Source organism: Desulfovibrio aminophilus DSM 12254, from assembly GCF_000422565.1.
GTDB lineage: Bacteria > Desulfobacterota > Desulfovibrionia > Desulfovibrionales > Desulfovibrionaceae > Aminidesulfovibrio > Aminidesulfovibrio aminophilus.
This window is the reverse complement of sequence record NZ_AUMA01000010.1, coordinates 157,830-178,648: the sequence shown is the minus strand read 5'-3', so window position 1 is coordinate 178,648 and position 20,819 is coordinate 157,830. Positions and strand designations below refer to the sequence as shown.

Genomic DNA, 20,819 nt, shown 5'->3' with positions numbered 1-20,819 from the left:
TTATTCCAAGGTGCGGGCGACTTCCTTCAGTTCGAAGGCCTCGATCACGTCGCCGATCTTCACGTCGTTGAAGTTCTCCAGGCCGACGCCGCACTCGTAGCCCTTGAGCACTTCCTTGGCGTCGTCCTTGAAGCGTTTGAGCGAGGCCAACTGGCCGGTGTAGACCACCACGCCGTCGCGCAGCAGCCGTACCTTGGCGTTGCGGGTCAGCTTGCCATCCACTACGCCGCAGCCGGCCACGGTGCCGACCTTGGGCACGCTGAAGGTGTTGCGGACCTCGGCCTGGCCCAGGTAGGCCTCCTGGATGTCCGGCGTGAGCATGCCGGACATGGCGTCCTTGATCTCGCCCACCAGCTTGTAAATGATGTCGTAGAAGCGGATCTCGATGTTCTCCCGCTCGGCCATTTCCTTGACCTTGGCCGTGGGGCGGACATTGAAGCCGATGATGATGGCCTGAGAGGCGGCGGCCAGCATCACGTCGGACTCGGTGATCGCGCCCGCGCCGCCATGCACCACCTGGACCTTGACCTCGTCGGTCGAGAGCTTGTTCAGGGCTTCGCCGATGGCCTCAAGGGAACCCTGCACGTCGGCCTTGACCAGCAGGTTCAGGCTCTTGGCCTCCTGATCCGGCTTGGAGGCCAGGAAGGACTCCAGGGAGATCTTGGATTTGCCGCCGAGTTCCTTCTCGCGCTGTTTGATCATGCGGGACTGGGCGATGCGGCGGGCGACCTTGTCGTCGGCCACCACGGCGAATTCGTCGCCGGCCTCGGGTACGCCGTCGAAGCCCTGGATCTCCACGGGCCAGGCCGGCCCGGCCGACTTGATCTTCTTGCCCTGATCGTTGAACAGCGCGCGCACCTTGCCGTGCTGCACGCCGCAAACGAAGGAGTCGCCCATCTTGATGCTGCCCTCGCGGATGAGGAGGGTGCCCACCGGGCCGCGCCCCTTGTCCAGCTTGGCCTCGATGATGTGGCCCCGGGCGTGCTTGTCCGGGTTGGCCTTCAGCTCCAGCACCTCGGCCTGGAGCAGGATCATTTCCAACAGGCTGTCGATCCCGACCTTCTGTTTGGCCGAGACGTGAGCATAGATGGTCTCGCCGCCCCAGTCCTCGGGCACCAAGCCGAACTCGGAAAGTTCGCGGCGCACGCGGTCGGGGTTGGCCCCTTCCTTGTCGATCTTGTTCACGGCGACCACGATGGGCACGTTGGCCGCCCGGGCGTGGTTGATGGCCTCGCGGGTCTGGTCCATGACGCCGTCGTCGGCCGCCACCACCAGGACCACGATGTCCGTGACCTGGGCCCCGCGGGCGCGCATGGTGGTGAAGGCCTCGTGGCCCGGGGTGTCCAGGAAGACCACTTCACCGCGATCGGTGGCCACATGGTAGGCGCCGATGTGCTGCGTGATGCCGCCGGCCTCACCCGCGGTCACGTTGGTGGTGCGGATGGCGTCCAGCAGGGAGGTCTTGCCGTGGTCCACATGGCCCATGATGGTGACCACGGGCGGACGGGGTTTGAGATCCTCATCCGTGTCCGGGGTCTCCTCGACCAGGAATTCCTGTTCGTCGAAGGAGACGTTCTCCACCTCATAGCCGAACTCGGAGGCCAGCAGGGTGGCGGTGTCCAGATCCAGGGCCTGGTTGATGGTGGCCATCACGCCCAGGGCGAAGAGAGCCTTGATCAGGGCCGGGGCCTTGACGGCCATCTGCTTGGCCAGATCGGAAACCCGGATGGTTTCGTCCACGCGGATCTTGCGCTTCACGGCCTTCTGCGGCTGGGCGGCCTCCTGCGGCATTTCCTTGGGAGCCTTGCGCTTGCGGCGGCCGTGGCGGCGGAAACCTTCCTCTTCGCCGGGCATCGGCTTGCGCTTGCCCGGTCCTCCAGCCGCGGCGGCGCGACGAGCGGCCTCCTCGGACTCGAACCCGGGAGCGCCGTGGGAGAATTCCACCACGCGGCGATCCTTCTTGCGCTGTTTGCCGCGCTTGCCGGCCTCGCCATCCTTGTCGGAACGAGGTGGAACGGCGGCGTCGGGGCCGCCCGGGCGCGGGCCTCCGGGGCCGCCGGGGCGGGGGCCGGAAGGACGGGGGCCTCCGGGACCGGCGGGACGCGGGCCTCCGGGGCCGCCGGGGCGGGGGCCGCCAGGGCCGGCGGGGCGACGAGGCTCGTAGGGCCGCTCGGAGCGGGGCTGGGCCGCGGGCTGGGGCTGCGGCTGGTTCGGATCGGGACGGGAAATGATGCGCACCTGCGGGATATGCACTTCGCGGCGCGGCTTTTTCTTTTTCTTTTCCTCGCCTTCGGTGGCCTCGGCGGCTTCCTGCACGGGCGCTTCGGCGGTCGGAGTTTCGGCCGCGGCGGCTTCCTGTGCCTCGACCTTGACCGCCGGTTTAGGCGTTGTCTCCTCGACTGTGGGAACGACGGGCGCGGCGGACGTTTCGGCCTCGGCCTTCGCGGTGGTCGGAGCCTCGGCTGCGAGAGCGGCGGGGGGGACTTCCACCGTCTCGGCCTTGGGCTCGGGCGCGGGCTCGGGTTCCTGGGCCTTGGGCACGGAAATGATGCGCGCCTTGGGTTCCTCGGCCTTGCGCGCGGCGGGCGCGGGTTTCTCCGCGACGTCCTTCGCTGTCGTCTTGGCCTTGGGGGCATCATCCTTGGTTTCGGCGGCCTTCGGGGCGGGCTGCTCCTCGGCGGGCTGCTCCACCGGCTTCTTCGGCGCCTCTTTCCGGGCTTTCGGCTTGGCTTCCTCGGCCGTCGGGGGCGTGGCCTTGCGGCGGCGCACGATGACTCCGGGCTGCACCTCGCGGACCACGGTGGCCGAAGACTCGGTCTGAGCGGGAGATGCCTCGCGCAGCCGGTCCACTTCCTCGGGTTCCAGCGTGCCCATGAAGCTGCGCACGTGGATGCCGGCGTCCCGGGCCCGCTGCAGGATATCCTTATTGCTCAGTCCCAGCTCCGCGGCCAGGTCCTTGACCTTCATCTTGTCCGTCATGCGCGATCCCCCTTCTCCTTCCGCCGGCCGTCTCGACGCCGGAACTTCTCCATGCAGACGGCCTTCGAGCAGACGTAGACGCCCCGGCCGGGCATGGTCTGGGACGGGTCGGGCAGGGGCCCGGTTCCGTCACCATTCTGGCTGCGGGCAACGAAGCGCCGCAGCTCGTGTTTTGGAAGCCGTTCGCGGCATACGGCGCACATGCGCACGGGCACGTGCCGGGATTCGCCCGCCGCCCGCGCGGCGCCGTTCCGCTCTCCGGTCATCATTCCTCTCCGGTCTTGCCGCCTTCGGCCTCGGGGGCCTCCGGAGCGGTTTCCTGAGCCTCGGGAGCCTCGGGCTCCTTCGGCTTGATGTCGAGCATGTTCATGGCCAAGCGTATGTCCGAGACCTTGGAGGGCGTCATGCCGTCCACGGCCAGGATCTGCTCGTCCGTGGCCGCGGCCAGCAGTTCGGCGGTCTCGAAGCCGGCGGCGAGGAAGTTCTCGATGCCCACTTCGGCCACGCTGGCCAGCTGTTCCAGGCCCTTGCGGTCGGCGTTGAGTTCGCCGTAGCGGCTTTCGGTGAAGATGTCGATCTTCCAGCCCAACAGTTTGGAGGCCAGCTTGACGTTCTGGCCCTTGCGGCCGATGGCCAGGGTCAACTGGTCGTCGGGCACCACCACCTCGAGAATCTGCTCTTCCTCGTCCACGGTGATGCGCGAGATCACGGCCGGGGACAGGGCGTGCTGGGCGTACATGGCGATGTCCGGGCTCCAGACCACGATGTCGATGCGTTCGCCCTTGAGCTCCTGCACGATGTTCTGGATGCGGGAACCGCGGATGCCCACGCAGGCGCCCACCGGGTCCACGTCGCGATCACGGGAGTAGACGGCCACCTTGGCGCGCAGGCCCGGGTCGCGGGCCACGCCCATGATCTTGACCGTGCCGTCGGCCACCTCCGGCACCTCGCGGTGGAAGAGGGAGGTCATGTAGTCCGGGTGGGAGCGGGAAACCACCACCTGGGGGCCGCGGGACTCCTTCTGCACGTCGATGATGAAGGCCTGGACGCGGTCGCCGCGCTTGTAGCGCTCACGGGGGATCTGCTCCTCCTTGGGGAGCAGGGCCTCGGTGCGGCCCAGGTTGATGATCCAGCCGGTGCGGTCGCGGCGCTGGATGATGCCCGAGGTGATCTCGCCCACGCGGTCCTTGTATTCCTCGTAGATGATCTCCTGTTCGGCGTCGCGCATGCGCTGAATGATGACCTGTTTGGCGGCCTGGGCGGCGATGCGGCCCAGATCCTCGATGTTCAGCTTGAAGCCCATCTCGTCGCCCAGCTGGACGGCCGGGTCATGCTTGCGGGCTTCCTTGAGTTCGATCTCGTTGAGGGGCTCCGTGACCTTGTCGGCCACGACCTTGAACTGGTAGACCTCGATCTCGCCCAGCTCCTCGTTGAAGCTCACCTCCACGTCCATGGATTCGCCGTACTTGCGGATCACGGAGGAGCGCACGGCCTCTTCCAGGGTGTCCACGAGCAGGTCGCGGTCGATGCCGCGGTCCTTGCTGATCTGATCGATGGCCTTTTTCAGTTCCGACATGGGAATCCTCCGCTGCCCCCGCCCGGTCCCCTCGTCCCGAGCGGTTGGGGATCTAGAATTCGTGCACGAGACGGGCCTTCTTGACCCGATCCCAGGAAAAATCGAAGGCGACTCCGTCCACGTCCAGGACCAGACCGTCCGGACGGGCCTGGGCCAGCCGTCCCCGGAAGTTCTTTCGTCCGTCCAGGGGTTCGAGCAGGCTCACGTCCAGGATGCGACCCACGTAGGGCGGCAGCTGGCCGGGATCGAAGAACCGGCGTTCCAGGCCTGGGGAGGAGACCTCCAGGACGTAGGCCCCGGACATCACGTCCTCCACCTCCAGGGCCGCGCCCAGGCCCCGGCTCATCTCGGCGCACTGGTCCACATTGGCTCCGTTCTCGGCCTCGATGAACAGGCGCACCAGGGCTCGCCGTCCGGCCGAGGCCAGTTCCAGCCCCCAGACGGAAATGCCGAGGGACTCGGCCAGGGGCCGAGCCAAGTCCAGGATGCGTTCCGCGAGGCCGTGTCTGGCCATGATTCCGCCGTGTGTTCCGCCCTGCCGCTCCGGAAAAAAAAAGGGGGCCGATAGGCCCGCCCGCGAAAGAAGAACCGGAGGTTCAGGCAGTGTTTCAAGTTGAGGCCTTGGAGCGGGTGACGGGGATCGAACCCGCGACACCAAGCTTGGGAAGCTTGTACTCTACCAGCTGAGCTACACCCGCTCGAAACGTCACCTTCTAAGAGGAAGGGGGAGTGTTGTCAAGAAGTGTTTTTCTGAGCGGCGTGTTTCACCGTTCCAAACTGAAAAAAAGCTGGCCCGCATATTGCATTCTCTGCGGCGTACAGAAGGAGGTCGCCCATGAGGGACAGCACGTACAGCGCGCTTTTCGGCGCCATGTCCAATGAGCACAAGCTCGGACTCATCGCCAATAATTTGGCGAACGCCAACACCACGGGCTACAAGAAGGACCAGGTGGCCTTCCACGACACCTTCCAACGTTTTGCACATGATTATCTGGTGGATTCAAGGTCTTATCTCCGCGACAAAAATCTCTGGCCCAAGCCCGACGTCATGGCCAAACCCCGACTTTCGGAGCAGCGCACGGACTTCAGTCAGGGCAGCCTGCAGATGACGGGAAATCCTCTGGACCTGGCCATTTCCGGGGAAGGCTTCTTCAAGCTGCGCACCCCGGACGGCGATTTTCTGACCCGCTCGGGGAGCTTCCAGCTCACCGCCGAGGGGGGGATCATCAGCGAACAGGGCTACGAACTTCTGGGCCAGGGCGGGCCGCTGCTCCTGCCCGGGGCCGGCAACGTGATCATCGACTCCCAGGGCCAGGTTTCGGTGGACGGGGCGGTGACCAACATCCTGGACGTGGTCACGGTGGACGACCCCACGGCCCTGGAGAAGGTCGGCAACAATCTCTACCGCGTTCGGCCCGGGGCCAAGGCCACGGAGACGCCCGTGCCGCCCGAGACGAGGGTGGAGCAGGGCTACATCGAGAAGGCCAACGTGGAGGTGGTCACCGAGATGGTGGCCATGATCGAGGTGCAGCGGGCCTTCGAGATGTACCAGCGGATGATCAGCGGCACCAGCGAGATGGACAGGACGGTCACCGACAAGGTCGGCAGCGTCGTCTAGCATGCAGCAACGGAGGACTTTCCCATGATGCGTTCCTTGTGGACGGCGGCCACCGGCATGGTCGCCCAGCAGACCAACATCGACGTGATGTCCAACAACCTGGCCAACGTGAACACCACGGGCTTCAAGAAAAGCCGTGCCGAATTCGAGGATCTCATGTATCAGACCCTGCGCATCGCGGGGTCCGTGAACGAGGGCGGCAACCGCATCCCGACAGGCCTCCAGGTGGGCATGGGCGTGCGGCCGGTGACCGTGCACAAGTTCTTCACCCAGGGAGACTTCCAGAATACCGGCAATCCCCTGGACATGGCCATCGAGGGTGACGGATTCTTCCTCCTGGACCAGAACGGCCAGGACGTCTACACCCGCGCCGGGGCCTTCAAGCTGGACAACGAGGGCCGCGTGGTCACGGCCAACGGCTATGCCCTCCAGCCCGAGTTCACCGTGCCACAGGATACGGTGAACGTGGTCATCACCGAGCGCGGGCACATCTCGGCCTTGGACCGCAACGGCCAGGAACTGGCCGCAGCGGACATCCCCGTCTACACCTTCATCAACCCGGCAGGCCTGAACGCCGTGGGCCGAAACCTGTTCACCGAGACCGAGGCCTCCGGCCCGGCCCAGCAGGGCACGCCCGGCGACGACAACTTCGGCACCTTGGCCCAGGGCTTCCTGGAGATGTCCAACGTGGAGATGGTCGACGAGATGGTCGGCCTCATCGTGGGGCAGCGGGCCTACGAGGTCAACTCCAAGGCCATCACCACGGCCGACGCCTTGTTGCAGACGGCCATCAACATCAAGCGCTAGAAGGAATGATGAACGGAAGCGGCATGATCGGGACGGCGCGGCGGGCGCTGGCTGTGGGGCTGTTCAGCCTGCTGCTCTGCGGCGCGGCCTTCGCCGCGGAAGGGTCCGGCTGGCGCATCGTGGTCAAGGAGGCCGCCTGCACCTATGGCCCCCGCCTTCTGCTTTCCGAGATCGCGGAGGTGCGCGGCGCCCCCCCCGCGGGAGTTTGGGAGCGCCTGAGCACCCGGGAGCTGTGGCGCAACGCCGAACGCCCGGGACGCCAGACCAGCGTGTCCCGGGACCAGTTGGAGCAACTCCTGCGGCATTACGTGCCCGAGGTCGCCACCAGGACATGGGCCCTGCCCAGTCAGCTGACGGTGCAGTACGGCGGCGCCCTGGTGGATCGTTTCGAGATCGAGCGGCAGACCGTCGCCTTTTTGACTCCTCGGGCGGCCGGGCTCGGCGGCGAGGCCGAGTTCAGGGATTTCCGCCTTCCCGAGAACGTCTTTTTGGACAATCAATATGACCATGTGGAGATGGAACTTCCCGGGCCGTTGAAGCCCGGACGGGTGAACCTGCGTCTGAAGGTGGTCACGCCCGACGGCAAGGTCGTCAGGCGGCTGGCCGCCAGCGTCTTCCTGGACCTCTGGAAGGCGGTGCCGAGCGCGTCCAGGCCGCTCAACCGCATGCGCCCCCTGGATCCGGCCGACGTGACCTTCCTGCGCAAGAACGTGGCCTACCTGCCGGACGTCTGGGACGGCCGGGGCGGTCCCTGGCGCGTCGCAAGGCCGGTGGGCCAGGGCCAGCCCATCACCATGTCCAGCCTGGAGCCCCTTCCGGCGGTGATCAAGGGGGGGCGGGTCATGCTTGTGTACCACGGCGAGCGGATTCAGGTGGCGGTCAAGGCCGAGGCCCTGAGCGACGCCGACGTCGGCCAGATGGTCACGGTGCGCAATTTGCAAACAAAAAAGGAAATCCTGGCCACGGTCATCGACGCCCATACCGTGGCGGTCAGGTAGGAGACCGGAGAACGTCATGAACAAGCCCGTCCTGTGTTTCGCCGCCCTGGCCCTGCTGGCCACCGGATGCGCCCCGAGCCGCCATCCCACGACCATGCCAGAATTGACCCAGCCCATGATCGAGGAACCGGAACCCCAGGACAATCCGGGGTCGCTCTTCAGCGCGGGCGGGGCCGAATACCTCTATGACGACAACCGGGCCACCCGGGTGGGCGACATCGTCATGGTCGTGGTCTCCGAGACCACCTCGGCCAAGAACAAGGCCACCACCACGGCCACCCGCGAGGGAACCACGGACATCAGCGCCTCGGCCATGCCGGGCGCCGGTCTCGGCGGCATCGTCACGCGGCCGCTGGGCCTGACCGCGGGCGCGCAGTTCAACACCACGAACAAGAACGACTTCACCGGTTCGGGCGAGACCAAGCGCGACTCCTACTTCACCACCACCGTGGCCACGCGCATCGTGCGCATGCTGCCGGGCCGGGTGATGCAGGTGGAGGGCGCGCGCCAGATCCGGGTCAACGACGAGAACCAGATACTGGTGGTGCGGGGACTCGTGCGCCAGCGTGACATCTCGTCCGACAACACCGTGCCGTCCAGCAACCTGGCCCAGGCCCAGATCGAGGTCTACGGCGAGGGCATCGTGGCTGACAAGCAGAAGCCCGGCTGGCTCGCGCGCATCCTGGACAACCTCTGGCCTTACTGAACCGAAGGTGGAGAAGGGCAGACATGAACGCCTCGCATGAACGCATGAGTTTTTTCCGTCCCGGCCGGCAGGCCGCGGTGCTGGTCCTGGCCGCCTTGCTGTGCGCGGCCCTGGTGGCTCCCGCCCTGGCCGTGCGGCTCAAGGACATCGCCACCTTCAGCGGTGTGCGCACCAACGAGCTGGTGGGCTACGGCCTGGTGGTCGGCCTTTCCGGCACCGGCGACGGCACGAGTTCCGCCTTCACCGTCCGTTCCATGGTCAACATGCTGGACAAGATGGGCGTGCAGGTGGACCCCACCAAGATCAAGCCCAAGAACGTGGCCGCGGTCATGGTCACGTCCAAGATGTCCGCGGCGGCCAAGCCGGGCTCCAACCTGGACGTGGCCGTATCCTCCCTGGGAGACGCCAAGAGTCTTCTGGGCGGAGTGCTCCTGCTTACCCCGCTCAAGGGCGTGGATGGACAGATATACGCCCTGGCCCAGGGGCCGCTGACCATCGGCGGCTTTTCGGCCTCCGGCGAGGCGGCTACGGCCCAGAAGAACATCGCCACCGTGGGCCGCATTCCCAACGGGGCGGTGGTTGAGCGGGGCGTGCCCTTCAAGTTCAACAGCCAGGAGAGCATGACGCTCAGCCTGAACAACGGCGACTTCAGCACCGTCATGCAGGTGGTCAACCGCATCAACTCCAGCCTGGGCGGCGGCTACGCCAGGGCTCAGGACGCCTCGACCATCGAGCTGTCCGTGCCCGATCGTTTCCGGGGCAACATGGTCCCGCTCATGGCTTCCCTGGAGAACCTGGACGTGAGCCCGGACGCCCGGGCCAAGGTCGTGGTGGACGAGAAGACCGGCACCGTGGTGGTCGGCAACGACGTGCGTCTGTCGCGCGTGGCCGTGGCCCACGGCAACCTCCAGATCGTCATCAGCGAGAGCCAGCAGGTCAGCCAGCCCGGGCCGTTCTCCCAGGGCCGGACCGTGACCACGCCGCAGACGAACGTTTCCGTGAACGAGCAGAACAACCGTTTGATGCTGGTGGAGGGAGCCACGCTTCAGGAATTGGTGGATGGGCTGAACTCCATCGGCGCCACTCCGCGCGACCTCATTTCCATCATCCGCACGCTCAAGTCGGCCGGCGCCCTGCATGCCGACCTGGAGGTGATCTAGCATGACCACGCCGGCAGCCGACGCGTCCCTGGCCGGGCAGAAGCTCAAGGACCAGGATCTGGTCCAGTTCAAGCTTTCCATGGACGCGCTGAAGAAGCGCCTGTCCGACCCGGAGGCCAAGGAAAAGCAACTGCGCAAGGCTTGCCGGAATTTCGAGGCCGTGTTCCTCGGCAAGCTCTGGGAGCAGATGCGCGCCACCGTGCCCAAGGAAGGCTATCTGCACAGTCCCCAGGAGGACGCCTACCTGTCCATGTTCGATCAGGCGTTTTCCGAGAAGATGGCTGACTCCGGCGGCATCGGCCTGGCCGACATGCTCTACGGCAACCTCAAGCAGCGGTTGGCGGACATGGGGCGCGAGGCCTTGCCCGGACGCATGTCCGCGCCTCGGGCCCCGGAAGCCGCTGAAGGGGCGGCCGTCCCGGACCAGGCCGCAGCGGATTCCGTTTCAGCGGGGCCGCTCGCCGATCCAGCCGTGTTGAATCCTCTGGCCGCGTCGCCTGGCGGGGCGGAAGCGGTCGCGGCAGTCGCCGCGCCTGCCCAGGCCGGAGTCAAGTCCTTGGCCGAATCCGGCCGCGATCCCCGCCGGAGTCCGGCCCGGGAGACGTCCGCCACGGCGCTGGGCCGCCACACCGAGCTGAAGCCTCTGCACCGTCCCGGTGAACCCATGGCCCTGGGCCGTTCCAGCCGCCGCGGCGGGCAGACCTGGATGCAGGCCCCGGAGCGGGTCGCCCAGGAGGCTTCGACCCCGGCCGCTTCGATTTCGGGAACCCCTCCGCAGCGGACGCCGCAGGTGGCCGAGACTCCCGCGCAGGTGGCCTCGCAACTGGAGGCCCTGATCCGGCACATCGAATCCGGCGGCACGCCCTCCGCGACGCCAACGGAATCTTCCGCCACCTCCCCGGCGCCGTCCGTTTCCGTTCCCCAGCCCGGCGGGGTGCGCGTTTACCAGGGACGGCAATCCGAAGCGCAACGCCCTGGCCGCAAACTTGCAAAGATCGGTTGACCCCGGCGGCCGGCTTCCATCCGAGACTGTCGGGAAGATGATGAAACATCATGAAAAACCGACAGCTTGTTTGTCAGATGGAGGGGCGGATGGAGAGCAGAATCCAGGAAAATTTGTCCAGGCAGCAGCGGGCTCTCGTCCTGCTGGCCGAACTTCTGGATGAAGAATTTTCCTACCTCAAGAGCGGCAAGCCCCAGGACGTTTCCCGCATCGAGATATCCATCCAGGAGTTGTTGCGCCAGCTGGCCATGGAACGGGTGAGCCTGCGCTCCCAGGTCCAGTCGATCGTCCCGGGGGCCAAGCGTGTGCGCGAGATTCTGGACTCCGTTCCGGTGGAGGAGGGCGACGCGTTGCGTGACCTGCTCCTCAAGCTTGACGGGCTGGAGCAGCTCTGCGCCCGGCAGGCGGCCAAGAACCAGAACCTGGTTCTGGCGCTCTTCGACCAAAGCCGCAAGCTTCTGAACTTCCTGCAGGAGAAGATCCAGCCCAAGGGCACGGCCTATTCGGCCAAGGGCCGCATGGCCCGGGCCTCCAACGCCCCCTCGCTGGTTTCAGGGAGGCTCTAGATGTTCGGCCCCAACTCCATCCTCGACATGGCCCGGAGCGCCCTTCAGGCGCATCAGGCCTGCATCCAGGTCACCGGCGAGAACCTCGCCAACGTCGATACTCCCGGCTACGCCCGCCGGGCCGTGACCCTGACCGAGGCCGGAGCCATCAACTACACCCCCGGGCAGGTGGGGCTCGGCGTCAGGGCCACGGAGGTCGTCCGCTATTTCGACGAGATGGTCGAGCGTCTGTATTACGATCAGGCAGCCCTGACCGCGCGTTGGGATACGACTTACGCCTCGCTGCAGAGCGTGGAGACGATGTTCAACGAGTCCGACGGCTACGGCATCAGCAACGCCATGTCCGCGTTCTTCAACGCCTGGACCAAGGTGAGTCAGAATCCCAAGGATTTCGGCACGCGCCAGGATTTGTTGAACGCCACCACGACCTTCTCCTCGCTCCTGCATCAGACGGATTCCGATCTGTCCAAGCTGCAGCAGCAGGCCGACCGGATGATAGCCCAGGATGTGGACTCGGCCAACCAGCTCATCAAGGACATCGCGGAGATCAACCGCCAGCTCAATCTCTACGATCAGCCCGGGTCCAACAACGCCAACAGCCTCTATGACCAGCGGACGCAGAAGCTGCGGGCCCTGGACCAGATCATGGGCATCAACGTCATCGACAACGGCAAGGGCAATCTCACCGTGACCACCAAGGGCGGCCAGCCTCTGGTGGACGGGGTGGAGCACTATTCCCTGGAGTTCTCCGCACCCAAGACCGGCCGTTCCCTGACCCCGACGTCCAACTTCGACGGCGAGGTCTGCTTTGAGGGCAACGACAGCTACGAGTACACCCTGGAATGCGTGGACGGCGGCATGGTGAGCAACGGCGCCGGAGCCGCCACCTTCCGGGTCTCGCTGGACGGGGGGCGGACCTGGCTCGAGGACGAGAACGGACAGGAGAAGCATTTCGCGGCCCGGCCCCAGGACGGGAAGATCGAGATCGGCGGTCTGACGGTGTGGTTCGGCACCGCCGACAACCCCAACACCGCGGCCAACGAGAGCGATCCCCTGACCCCGCCGACCCAGGCCATGGCCGAGGGCGACCGCTTCACCATCATCCCCAAGAAGAACGTCTACTGGGTGAAGAACACCTCCACCAAGGAGAACATCACCCCGTTGCAATACGGCAACGGCGCTGAGGACAACAGCCGCCTGAACAGCGGCACGCTGGCCGGTCTGTTCAACTTCCGCGACGACTACGTGGGTGGCTATCAGGACAAGCTGGACGCCTTGTCCAAGTCTCTGGTCTGGGAAGTGAATCGACTGCACAGCCAGGGCTGTGGTCTGGAGAAGTTCGGCAACCTCGAGGGCTCCTATTCCGTGGCCCACGACGACCGGCCCTTGGGCGAGGACTCCACCGGGCTGGTCTTCGGCGACAAGCTTCAGTCCGGCAGTTCCATGTTCTACGTCTACAACGCCGACACCGGACTTCTGGTCTCCGGCGCGGCCCTGGACTGGAGCGACGCGCCCGGGATTCAGAATTTCGATCCCAGCACGCACACCCTGGAGGATGCGGCCGCGGCCGTGAACCGGTCCTTCGGCGGCTACGTGACGGCCAACATCGTGAACCACCAGCTGCGCATCGTGGCCAAGGACGGCTACCAATTCGCCTTCGGCACGGACTCCTCTGGGCTGACGGCGGCCCTTGGCCTGAACGTCTATTTCCAGGGCTCCACGGCCCAGGATATCGCCGTCTCGGACAAGGTGGGCTCGAACCTGAACTACATGTGCGCCGGCCGGGTCAACGGCGCGGGCGAGGCCAACGAGGGCGACAACACCATCGCCTTGGCCCTCGGCAAGCTGGCGGAACAGGACGTGAGCTTCTCGACCTTGCGCAACGGCAGCACCTCGCAGACCTTTTCCGAGTACTACAACAGCCTGGTGGGCGAGGTGGGCGCCGACACGGCCGCCGCCAAGTACAACTATGATTTCAACAACGCCCTGGCCACGGACCTGGACCAGAGGCAGCAGCAGGCCATGGGCGTGAACATCGACGAGGAGATGACCAACCTCATCAAGTTCCAGCACGCCTACACGGCGGCGGCCAAGCTCGTGACCACGGCGGACGAGATGATGCAGACCCTGCTTTCTCTCAAGTCCTGACGGGAGGGATGACATGCGCGTCACCCAGAACATGCTTTTCAGCAACTACGTCTACAACATGAACTCGTCCTTGACGAAGCTCATGGAGCTGAACATCCAGTCCAGCAGCATGAAGCGAGTCAACAAGCCCTCGGACGATCCCTCGGGCATGGTGCGCATCCTCGACCACCGAACCACCCTGGCCTCGGTCAAGCAGTACCAATCCAACATCGACACGGCCAAGGGCTGGCTGAACGCCTCGGACGAAAATCTCATCCAGGTTTCGAACATCCTGTCCCAGGCCAAGGCCCTGGCCGAACAGGCCGCCACGGGCACCATCACCCAGGACAACCGGGAACAGATCAGCTACCAGGTGCGCAGCCTCTTCGAACAGCTCGTCGGCTTGGCCAACCTGCAGTATGACGGCAAGTCCGTGTACGCCGGCCAGAAGACCGACGCCCCCGCGTTCCGGGAAGTTCTCTGGCTGACGACCAACGACCGGCAGTTCTCGCAGGAGTGCGGTTTTTCCATTGACGGAGACTCCGACCGCACGATCCTCGTGCAGTTCTATGACAAGACCGGCGCCCAGGGCGCGGGAGAGGGCATGGCTCTTTCCGACGCCAACCTGGGAGTGCGTTACAGCATCGACGGCGGTCGGACCTTCCTCACCGACGGCTCGGTGACCATCGCCGGCGGCGAGGCCACGGTCCAGTTGCCGCGGAGCGGCGCGCGGCTGACGTTGACCAACCCCGCGGCCCGGGTGAAGGTCACCCCTCAGGGGCAGGAGGGCAACTCCGAGGGCACGTGGCTCTGGCTGCGTCCCACGGCCCAGTATATGGGCGACGACTCGCAGGACACCGGGCACGTGGACGTGAAGGCCATGGGCGCGGGAACGGAGGACCTCATCGCCTGGGCGGCGGGAGCCTTCGGCCCCAACGTGGCGGTGCGGGTGGACGGCTACCTCTCGAACGGCAGCCTGGTGCGTTCCCCGGCCGCCATGGGCAGCCAGACCGTGGTTTACTCCTACAGCACCGACGGCGGGGTGAACTGGGTCACGGGCAACGTCCAGCCGCCCAACGGCGTGGCCTCCAACGTGAGCCTGTCCATCGCCGGGGGCCTGCTGACCATCGCCTCCAATGGCGGCAACGTGCTTCAGCCCGGTGCGCAGTTCTTCGTGCATGCCCGTTCCTCGGCCATCGAGATCGACATCTCCAGCACCGAGAGGGTGCGCGTCAACGAAGTGGGCATGGAGATATTCGGCGGCATCTACCAGAACCCGGACCAGACGGCCGACTCCAACGGCAACCGCATCCACCTGAGCAGCAGCAACGCCTCGGCGGCCTTCTCCCTGGCGGGGGCCGGCTCCTTCGCGGTCATGGACAGCAACGCCTCGGCCACCAAGAACATGTTCGAGGCCATGGGCAACCTGATCGCCTTCCTTGAGACCAACAACCAGCAGGGCGTGCAGCAGGCGTTGGCCAGCCTCACGGAGTCCCAGAAGCACATCCTCAACGCGGCTGCCAGCGTCGGCGGCCGTGAAAACCGGCTGACCGTGGCCTCGACCATTCTGGATGGGCTGGAATTCAACGAGAACCAGCGCATCTCGAGCATCGAGGACGCGGACGTGAGCGAACTGCTCACCCAGCTGTCCCAGCAGGAGATCATCTACCAGGCCGTGCTCCGGTCCTCGAGCATGATCATGCAGAACAATCTCCTGAAGTACTTGTAGACAGTGGACTTCCCGGCTGGGCTGGGGTAAGCCCGGGATGGCGGCCGAACGGCCGCGCGATGAAACGGCGGCAGATCGAGGAACTATGCTCATCCTGACCCGGCGACCGGGCGAAAGTCTCTATCTGGGCGACAACATCAAGCTCAAGGTGTTGTCGGTCCAGGGCAAGCAGATCAAGCTCGGGCTGGATGTGCCCGAGGACATGCCCGTGTACCGTGAAGAGGTCTATCTGAAGATCAAGGAGCAGAACCGGCTGGCCTTGGAAACGAGCGAGCAGGATCTGCTGGCGGCGGCGAGCTTATGGCAAAAAAAATGACGCGAACCATCAAGACGCGCCTCGGCCCACGCGACATCGCCGAGGACAGCATCCTGTACTTCCCTCGCGGCCTCATCGGCATTGAGGACAAGCGGGAGTTCGTCCTGCTCCAGGTGGGCGAGAAGTCCCCGTTTCTCCTGCTGCAATGCCTGAGCGACCCGGAATTGGGGCTGCTTGTGGCCGATCCCTATCCGTTCCTCAGCGACTACAAGGTGAAGCTGGACAACGCGGAGAAGAGGTTGCTGCGGATCGAGAACATCCGTCAGATCGCGGTGATCGTGACCGTGACCATCCCGCAGGGAAGGCCCGCCGAGACGACGCTCAACCTGTCCGGGCCCATCATCATCAACACCGAGGCCCGGCTCGGGTTGCAGGTTCCGCAGGTCGATTCCAAATATCCCACGCACTTCAAGCCGGTGAATGGTCCCGGCGACCGGAACAATACCCCCGAAGGCGGCTAGAGAATCCGGCTCAGGTCGTCGCGGACGAGATTCCGAGCGGCCTTCTGAATATCCGGCTTGTAGGTGCCGTTCCGGACCTGCTCCTTGAGTGCGCGGACCTTCTCCGTGCGCACGTCCGGGGCTTCCCGGGCGGCGGACATCGCCGCGGAGAGAACCTTCGCGTCGCCGGAAAGGTTGACCACGTCGCCGCTCTTGGATTCGCCGGACGAGGAGCGCTGGGCGGCATCGCTCTTGGCCGTCTCCTGCACCTTCTGCTTGCCGTACGGGTTCAGTTCACCGATGAGCTTGTTGATTTCCATATGAACCTCCTGGGCGCCTCCAGGCTCATAACATGGTTTCGTCCACCTTCGCCAGGGTGATTTCCCACAGTCGCCGCATGAGCTGGGCGGCCTCTTCCGGGCCGAGAGACTCGGGCGCGTCCTCCGACCGGCGCAGAATGCGCAGGTCGCCGCCGTCCAACGGATATTCCAGAAGCACGGGCCAGCCCGTCTCGGCCTCCAGCCGGTCCAGGATGTCTTCCACCACCGGATTCTCCGCGCCGTTCACGATGAGATTCTCCATGATCTCCCTGGCGATGCGTTCCACCAGCTCCCGCCGTCTGGCCTGCCGGGAGATGTCCACCACGTCCTGGGCCTCGGACAGGCGCAGGGCGCGCCGGAACCGCGCCAGACGTTTGGCGTTCGATAGCTGCTTGCCGTAAGTCCGCAGCATAATTCGAACATCTGCTGTGTTGGCGAGCACCGGGCATGGACCTCCTCAAATATATATTTCGGCTTGAGCCCCGAAAAACTTTAGGGCCGCCGCCGGAAAAAGACAAAATAATACCGCCGGACGGCTCCGGCTCAATCGGTTGAATGTTCGGCGTCTTTTGTCTAGTCTGCGCCCATGTCGGAACCCGTGGACTCTTTTCTCATCGTGACCAAGGCCGGGGACGCGGCCGCGCGGGAACTCGGGCTGGAGATCGCCGTCTCCCTCCGGGAGCGGAACGCGCGCGTGGGCGTCAGCGAACACAGCCCGGACGCCCCGGTGCGCTCCGGCTTGGCCGAATTCGGGGACTACGGCCTGGTGCTCGTCCTGGGCGGCGACGGCACACTCATCAGCGTCGCCCGGCGCATGCACGGCCATCCGGCGCCCTTGCTGGCCCTCAACCTCGGCCGCGTGGGCTTCCTGGCCGAGACCTCGCGGGAGCGCTGGCCGGAAGTGCTCGGGCGGCTCCTGACCGGGGATTTCCTCGTGCGCCGTCGGCTCTGCCTGGAGTACGCCGTGCTGCGCGGCGGAGAGGGGGTGGAGCGGGGTCTGGCCGTGAATGACATCGTGGTCAGCCGCGGTGTGCTGGCCCGGCTCATCCGCCTGGGACTGGCCCACGACGGCGAGCATGTGGCCTCCCTGCGCGCCGACGGGTTGGTGGTTTCCACTCCTACCGGCTCCACGGCCTACGGGCTTTCTGCGGGCGGGCCGTTGGTTCACCCGGACCTGGACGTCCTGGCCGTGACCCCGGTATGCCCTTTCCTGAACAGCATCAAGCCCTTGATCCTGCCCGCCGACGGCGAACTGACGATTCTCGTGGAGGACGCCGGAGGCGACGTGAATCTGAGCGAGGACGGCCAGAAGGCCGTCCCCCTGGCCGCCGGTGACAGAGTGGTGGTGCGGCGTTCGCCCCACGACCTGATCCTCGCGGATCTGGGCCGGAGCAGTTATTTCCTGCGCTTGCGCAAAAAAGGGTTTCTCGCCGGAGGTGGCGCGTGAACAAGCTCTCCGACAGCGGCTCGGTCCTGGACATCAAGTACGGGCAGGACGCGGCCCTGGACGCGCTGCTTCTGCACTTCATGACCGAGAACAACCTCGAATACACCATTGATCCCCTGAAGAACGCCTCGCCGGAACAGATCCAGTTCATGGTCGCCCTGCGCGAGGGCACCTTCTACGCCCCCTGCTCGGATTGGATGTTCCGCAAGCTCCTGCGCGCGGAACTCTCGCCGCAGCTCCGCGACGAGTATCTCCTGCGCTGGCGGATGCTCATCGGCCTGCTGAACGAGTTCTGCCCCGACCCTTATCTCCGCCGCCGCATCCTGACCCTTTGCAAGCACAAGTTCCGCATGGTGCTCACCTCGCCGATCATCATCCCCTCGCGGCTGAACAAGCGGATGGTGACCATCTTCATGAGCCAGAGCGGCCTGGACGATCCTTACCGCGACCGTCGCAAGGCGCTCAACGCCAAGGCCGCCGAGGTGGCCGAGAGTCCGATCTTCGACCGCCTTTTGAATCTTTGCCCGGAGCGGGCCCTGGAGTGCCGCCGCATTTCCGACCTGCGCCGCGAGCTGGACTTCCTGGAGTTGCAGCGGCTGCTCGTCTTCGCCACATTGCGCCGGCCGTTCGAACCGGGGCCGGTGGCGGATCTCGAGGGCCGCATGGACGCCGAGATCGCCGCCTCCCAGGCGGAGTTCGAACCCTTGCGCCGGATGCTGGGCGAGGATCCAGAGCACAAGCTCAGGATCCTCTATCTGCCGGACCGCAGCGGCGGCCTGGTCTTCGACCTCCTGGTGATCAAGGCCCTCATCCGTCACGGACATCGGGTCATCCTGGCGCTCAAGGAAGGCTTCTACTTCGACACCCCGACCTTCTGGGACGTGGAGTCCGATCCGGTCCTGGCCCACCTGTTCAACGGCGCGCACTTCGTCTTCGAGGACCGCATGACCAAGAACGAACTGCTGCGCGTCATGCGCGAGAACCAGTTCGTGGTCATCTCCGACGGCTCCCGCGAGAGGTTCAACCCCTATCGCCTGAGCGTGACCTTCGCCCGGGCCTGGAAGGAGGTGGACCTCGTTCTGGCCAAGGGCGAGCGGCACTACCGCCGCCTCGTGCTGACGAGCCACGAGTTCACCCGCGACATCCTGAGCTTCTTCCGCGACGAGCAGGGGCATTTCCATCTGCACCACAAGACCCGGCCCTCCTGGGTTTCCAAGTTCGGCGAGGACTACATCACGGCCAAGGCCGAGACGATCATCTCGCGCATGCGCAACGCCAAAGCCGAAGGCAACGCGATCATGTTCTACTCCGGCATCGTGGGCAGCATCCCCGGACAGACCAAGACGGCCATCCAGGTGATGACCACCTTCGTGCGCTATCTGCGCGACCGCCTAGAGGGGGTGCACATCATCAACCCCGGGGAACATTTCGAAGAGGGCATGGACGCCGACGACCTCATGTTCATGTGGGAGAAGGTGCAGCGCAGCGGGCTCCTGACCGTCTGGCGCTTCCAGTCCACCCACGACATCGAGAAGAGCTTCGAACTCATGGGCCTGAAGGTGCCTCCGGTCTGGGCCGGGAAGGACGCCACCTATTCCACCGGCTGCACCAAGGAGATGCACATCGCCCTGGACGTGCAGCGCCAACACCCGGAACTTCAGATCATCGGCCCGGACCCCGAGAAGTTCTTCCGCCGCCGGGAATACGGGGTGGGCAAATTCTGCGACGTGGCCATCGACGAATGCGCGCGCGGCTGATCCGTCTTCTGCTGGCGGGGCTGGCCTGCGTGACCCTGGCCGCCTGCGCCGAACTCCAACTGGAGCCCGATCCTCCGGCCCCGGCGCCACAAGTCGCGATCCGGACCACGCCGCCTCCCGCGCCTCCGGTCTGTCCTGCTCCGGCCCCGGCCTCGCGCGAGGCCCGGGAGTCCGCCCTCAGCGCCTCGCGGGCCGCTTCCGTGTCCGGCTCCTGGTTCGACCTGCGCGCCCAGGGCCTGTCCTCCTGGAACGATCTGCGGACGCCCTTGCAGCGCAGCTTGGCCTTCCTGGAATCCCGCCCGGCCGGAACCGAGGCCGTGCGCCGGGGCTGCTTCCGCCCCACCTGGGGACAACTGGCCGAGAGCGCCCGGGAACTGCTGGAACTGCTGCCGCGGCTGGACGCCGAACCCCAGTTGCTGGCCGAGCGTTTCCTCTGGCTGGCCGTGCAGCCCGGGCCCGTGATGACCGCCTATTACACCCCGGAAATTCCGGCCAGCCTGACCCGGCGCAAAGGCTACGAGTATCCGCTCTACGGCCCGCCCCCGGAGCTGGCCCAGGCCGATGAGCTCGGGATGCTGCCCGCCTGGCCCGGCGCGGCTCCCGAAGGCCCGGCGCGCGGCGCCTCGGATTCCGCCACCGGAACGCTGGCGGGGCGAGGGCTGGAGATCGCCTGGGCTCGCGACCCCCTGGACGTGTTCTTCATGCAGGTGGAGGGCTCGGGCATTCTGCGTCTGCCCGACGGACGGCACAAGACCGCCCAATACGCGGCCAGCAACGGCAGGCGCTTCAGATCCCTGGGTGACATCCTGGCCGAGCGCGGCCTGCTGGCCCCGGAACAGCGAAGCCGCAAGGCGGTGCGCCGTTTCTTCCGCGACAATCCGCACATGGCCCGCGAACTCATGGCCGAGAACCGGCGCTTCGTCTTCTTCCGCCTGGACGACGGGCCGCCCGTGGGCGCGCTGGGAAAACCATTGACGCCGTTCGTCAGTGTGGCTACAGACCCGAATCTCCTGCCGCTCGGCTCGGTGCTCATTCTGGAGGCCGAGGCGCCTGATCCCTCGGGGCGTGGAACCCGCCGCATCCGGGGACCGGTCCTGCCCCAGGACGTGGGGTCGGCCATCAAGGGAGCCCGCCTGGACTTCTACATGGGCGAGGGCGGCGCGGTGGAGGAGGCCGCCGACCGGGTCAAGAACCGGGTCACGGCCTACATGCTCCTGAGCAAGAGCGCCCTGGTGCGGGGAAGCCGATGAGACGGCCCCCTTGGCGGAAC

At 65.8% G+C, this 20,819-nt stretch carries 20 protein-coding genes and 1 tRNA gene; 14 read left to right on the top strand and 7 right to left on the bottom strand.

Annotation, left to right across the window (positions count from 1 at the left end; translation table 11 throughout):
- The 5 genes from infB to H587_RS0108625 all read right to left on the bottom strand — a co-directional run bounded on the left by infB (position 1) and on the right by H587_RS0108625 (position 5,253).
- Positions 1–2,979, bottom strand: a complete 2,979-nt coding sequence (infB, locus tag H587_RS0108645) for a translation initiation factor IF-2 (RefSeq protein WP_027175930.1) — start codon at positions 2,977–2,979, stop codon at positions 1–3.
- Positions 2,976–3,245, bottom strand: a complete 270-nt coding sequence (locus H587_RS0108640) for a YlxR family protein (protein WP_051202587.1) — start codon at positions 3,243–3,245, stop codon at positions 2,976–2,978. The genes infB and H587_RS0108640 overlap by 4 nt, the downstream gene beginning before the upstream one ends.
- Complete coding sequence (gene nusA, locus H587_RS17895; RefSeq protein ID WP_051202585.1) at positions 3,245–4,555, bottom strand: transcription termination factor NusA; 1,311 nt, start codon at positions 4,553–4,555, stop codon at positions 3,245–3,247. The genes H587_RS0108640 and nusA overlap by 1 nt, the downstream gene beginning before the upstream one ends.
- Before the next feature lie 52 nt (positions 4,556–4,607).
- Complete coding sequence (locus H587_RS0108630; RefSeq protein ID WP_027175928.1) at positions 4,608–5,069, bottom strand: ribosome maturation factor RimP; 462 nt, start codon at positions 5,067–5,069, stop codon at positions 4,608–4,610.
- A gap of 108 nt (positions 5,070–5,177) precedes the next feature.
- A tRNA-Gly gene (locus tag H587_RS0108625) sits at positions 5,178–5,253 on the bottom strand.
- A 137-nt stretch (positions 5,254–5,390) separates the two neighbouring features.
- On the opposite strand from H587_RS0108625, the gene flgF reads away from it, so the two are divergent.
- From flgF to fliW, 11 genes are all read left to right on the top strand, one after another.
- The gene (gene flgF, locus H587_RS0108620; protein WP_027175927.1) at positions 5,391–6,173 is read left to right on the top strand and encodes a flagellar basal-body rod protein FlgF; all 783 of its coding nucleotides are present in this window, start codon (positions 5,391–5,393) and stop codon (positions 6,171–6,173) included.
- 24 nt (positions 6,174–6,197) lie between these two features.
- Entirely contained in the window at positions 6,198–6,980 is a 783-nt protein-coding gene (gene flgG, locus H587_RS0108615; RefSeq protein WP_027175926.1) for a flagellar basal-body rod protein FlgG, read from the top strand.
- 23 nt (positions 6,981–7,003) lie between these two features.
- Entirely contained in the window at positions 7,004–7,978 is a 975-nt protein-coding gene (gene flgA, locus H587_RS0108610; RefSeq protein ID WP_027175925.1) for a flagellar basal body P-ring formation chaperone FlgA, read from the top strand.
- 16 nt (positions 7,979–7,994) lie between these two features.
- On the top strand, positions 7,995–8,684 hold the full coding sequence (locus tag H587_RS0108605) for a flagellar basal body L-ring protein FlgH (protein ID WP_027175924.1): 690 nt from the start codon (positions 7,995–7,997) through the stop codon (positions 8,682–8,684).
- Positions 8,685–8,707: 23 nt separating this feature from the next.
- Positions 8,708–9,844, top strand: a complete 1,137-nt coding sequence (locus tag H587_RS0108600; protein ID WP_034608892.1) for a flagellar basal body P-ring protein FlgI — start codon at positions 8,708–8,710, stop codon at positions 9,842–9,844.
- Position 9,845: 1 nt separating this feature from the next.
- Entirely contained in the window at positions 9,846–10,847 is a 1,002-nt protein-coding gene (locus tag H587_RS17890; RefSeq protein WP_051202580.1) for a rod-binding protein, read from the top strand.
- 89 nt (positions 10,848–10,936) lie between these two features.
- Positions 10,937–11,413, top strand: coding sequence for a flagellar protein FlgN (locus H587_RS0108590; protein WP_027175922.1), 477 nt, complete (start codon positions 10,937–10,939; stop codon positions 11,411–11,413).
- A complete protein-coding gene (gene flgK, locus H587_RS0108585) occupies positions 11,414–13,561 on the top strand; it encodes a flagellar hook-associated protein FlgK (RefSeq protein WP_027175921.1) in 2,148 nt (715 codons plus the stop codon). It abuts the gene before it with no gap.
- Positions 13,562–13,574: 13 nt separating this feature from the next.
- Positions 13,575–15,269: a flagellar hook-associated protein FlgL gene (flgL, locus tag H587_RS0108580; RefSeq protein ID WP_027175920.1), complete on the top strand. Its 1,695-nt coding sequence runs from the start codon at positions 13,575–13,577 to the stop codon at positions 15,267–15,269.
- 85 nt (positions 15,270–15,354) lie between these two features.
- A complete protein-coding gene (gene csrA / locus H587_RS0108575; protein ID WP_027175919.1) occupies positions 15,355–15,585 on the top strand; it encodes a carbon storage regulator CsrA in 231 nt (76 codons plus the stop codon).
- Positions 15,570–16,046, top strand: a complete 477-nt coding sequence (gene fliW / locus H587_RS17885) for a flagellar assembly protein FliW (RefSeq protein WP_051202578.1) — start codon at positions 15,570–15,572, stop codon at positions 16,044–16,046. Before csrA ends, fliW begins: the two co-directional genes overlap by 16 nt.
- Here fliW and flgM read toward each other — a convergent pair.
- Positions 16,043–16,345 (bottom strand): flagellar biosynthesis anti-sigma factor FlgM, encoded by a 303-nt coding sequence (flgM, locus tag H587_RS0108565; protein ID WP_027175918.1) that lies wholly within the window; start codon positions 16,343–16,345, stop codon positions 16,043–16,045. The two genes, fliW and flgM, sit on opposite strands and share 4 nt — an antisense overlap.
- Before the next feature lie 25 nt (positions 16,346–16,370).
- On the bottom strand, positions 16,371–16,787 hold the full coding sequence (locus H587_RS0108560) for a DVU0524 family FlgM-associated protein (RefSeq protein WP_156904492.1): 417 nt from the start codon (positions 16,785–16,787) through the stop codon (positions 16,371–16,373).
- 156 nt (positions 16,788–16,943) lie between these two features.
- On the opposite strand from H587_RS0108560, the gene H587_RS0108555 reads away from it, so the two are divergent.
- The 3 genes from H587_RS0108555 to H587_RS17880 are packed head-to-tail and all read left to right on the top strand — an operon-like array spanning position 16,944 to position 20,799.
- Positions 16,944–17,792 carry an NAD(+)/NADH kinase gene (locus H587_RS0108555; protein WP_245560849.1) on the top strand — a complete coding sequence of 283 codons (849 nt, stop codon included), beginning with the start codon at positions 16,944–16,946 and terminating at the stop codon, positions 17,790–17,792.
- Complete coding sequence (locus H587_RS0108550; protein WP_027175915.1) at positions 17,789–19,549, top strand: ARMT1-like domain-containing protein; 1,761 nt, start codon at positions 17,789–17,791, stop codon at positions 19,547–19,549. The genes H587_RS0108555 and H587_RS0108550 overlap by 4 nt, the downstream gene beginning before the upstream one ends.
- On the top strand, positions 19,534–20,799 hold the full coding sequence (locus tag H587_RS17880) for an MltA domain-containing protein (RefSeq protein ID WP_051202577.1): 1,266 nt from the start codon (positions 19,534–19,536) through the stop codon (positions 20,797–20,799). Before H587_RS0108550 ends, H587_RS17880 begins: the two co-directional genes overlap by 16 nt.
- The last annotated feature ends 20 nt before the right edge of the window (positions 20,800–20,819 follow it).

What these genes read in the sequence shown, in the direction of transcription:
- flgG (WP_027175926.1), top strand. Translation starts at nt 6,198, where the DNA reads ATGATGCGTTCCTTGTGGACGGCGGCCACCGGCATGGTCGCCCAGCAG.
- H587_RS17880 (WP_051202577.1), top strand. Translation starts at nt 19,534, where the DNA reads ATGCGCGCGCGGCTGATCCGTCTTCTGCTGGCGGGGCTGGCCTGCGTG.
- flgA (WP_027175925.1), top strand. Translation starts at nt 7,004, where the DNA reads ATGATCGGGACGGCGCGGCGGGCGCTGGCTGTGGGGCTGTTCAGCCTG.
- fliW (WP_051202578.1), top strand. Translation starts at nt 15,570, where the DNA reads ATGGCAAAAAAAATGACGCGAACCATCAAGACGCGCCTCGGCCCACGC.
- H587_RS0108630 (WP_027175928.1), bottom strand. Translation starts at nt 5,069, where the DNA reads ATGGCCAGACACGGCCTCGCGGAACGCATCCTGGACTTGGCTCGGCCC.
- nusA (WP_051202585.1), bottom strand. Translation starts at nt 4,555, where the DNA reads ATGTCGGAACTGAAAAAGGCCATCGATCAGATCAGCAAGGACCGCGGC.
- H587_RS0108640 (WP_051202587.1), bottom strand. Translation starts at nt 3,245, where the DNA reads ATGACCGGAGAGCGGAACGGCGCCGCGCGGGCGGCGGGCGAATCCCGG.
- flgF (WP_027175927.1), top strand. Translation starts at nt 5,391, where the DNA reads ATGAGGGACAGCACGTACAGCGCGCTTTTCGGCGCCATGTCCAATGAG.
- H587_RS0108600 (WP_034608892.1), top strand. Translation starts at nt 8,708, where the DNA reads ATGAACGCCTCGCATGAACGCATGAGTTTTTTCCGTCCCGGCCGGCAG.
- H587_RS0108605 (WP_027175924.1), top strand. Translation starts at nt 7,995, where the DNA reads ATGAACAAGCCCGTCCTGTGTTTCGCCGCCCTGGCCCTGCTGGCCACC.
- flgL (WP_027175920.1), top strand. Translation starts at nt 13,575, where the DNA reads ATGCGCGTCACCCAGAACATGCTTTTCAGCAACTACGTCTACAACATG.
- H587_RS0108590 (WP_027175922.1), top strand. Translation starts at nt 10,937, where the DNA reads ATGGAGAGCAGAATCCAGGAAAATTTGTCCAGGCAGCAGCGGGCTCTC.
- csrA (WP_027175919.1), top strand. Translation starts at nt 15,355, where the DNA reads ATGCTCATCCTGACCCGGCGACCGGGCGAAAGTCTCTATCTGGGCGAC.
- flgK (WP_027175921.1), top strand. Translation starts at nt 11,414, where the DNA reads ATGTTCGGCCCCAACTCCATCCTCGACATGGCCCGGAGCGCCCTTCAG.
- H587_RS17890 (WP_051202580.1), top strand. Translation starts at nt 9,846, where the DNA reads ATGACCACGCCGGCAGCCGACGCGTCCCTGGCCGGGCAGAAGCTCAAG.
- infB (WP_027175930.1), bottom strand. Translation starts at nt 2,979, where the DNA reads ATGACGGACAAGATGAAGGTCAAGGACCTGGCCGCGGAGCTGGGACTG.
- flgM (WP_027175918.1), bottom strand. Translation starts at nt 16,345, where the DNA reads ATGGAAATCAACAAGCTCATCGGTGAACTGAACCCGTACGGCAAGCAG.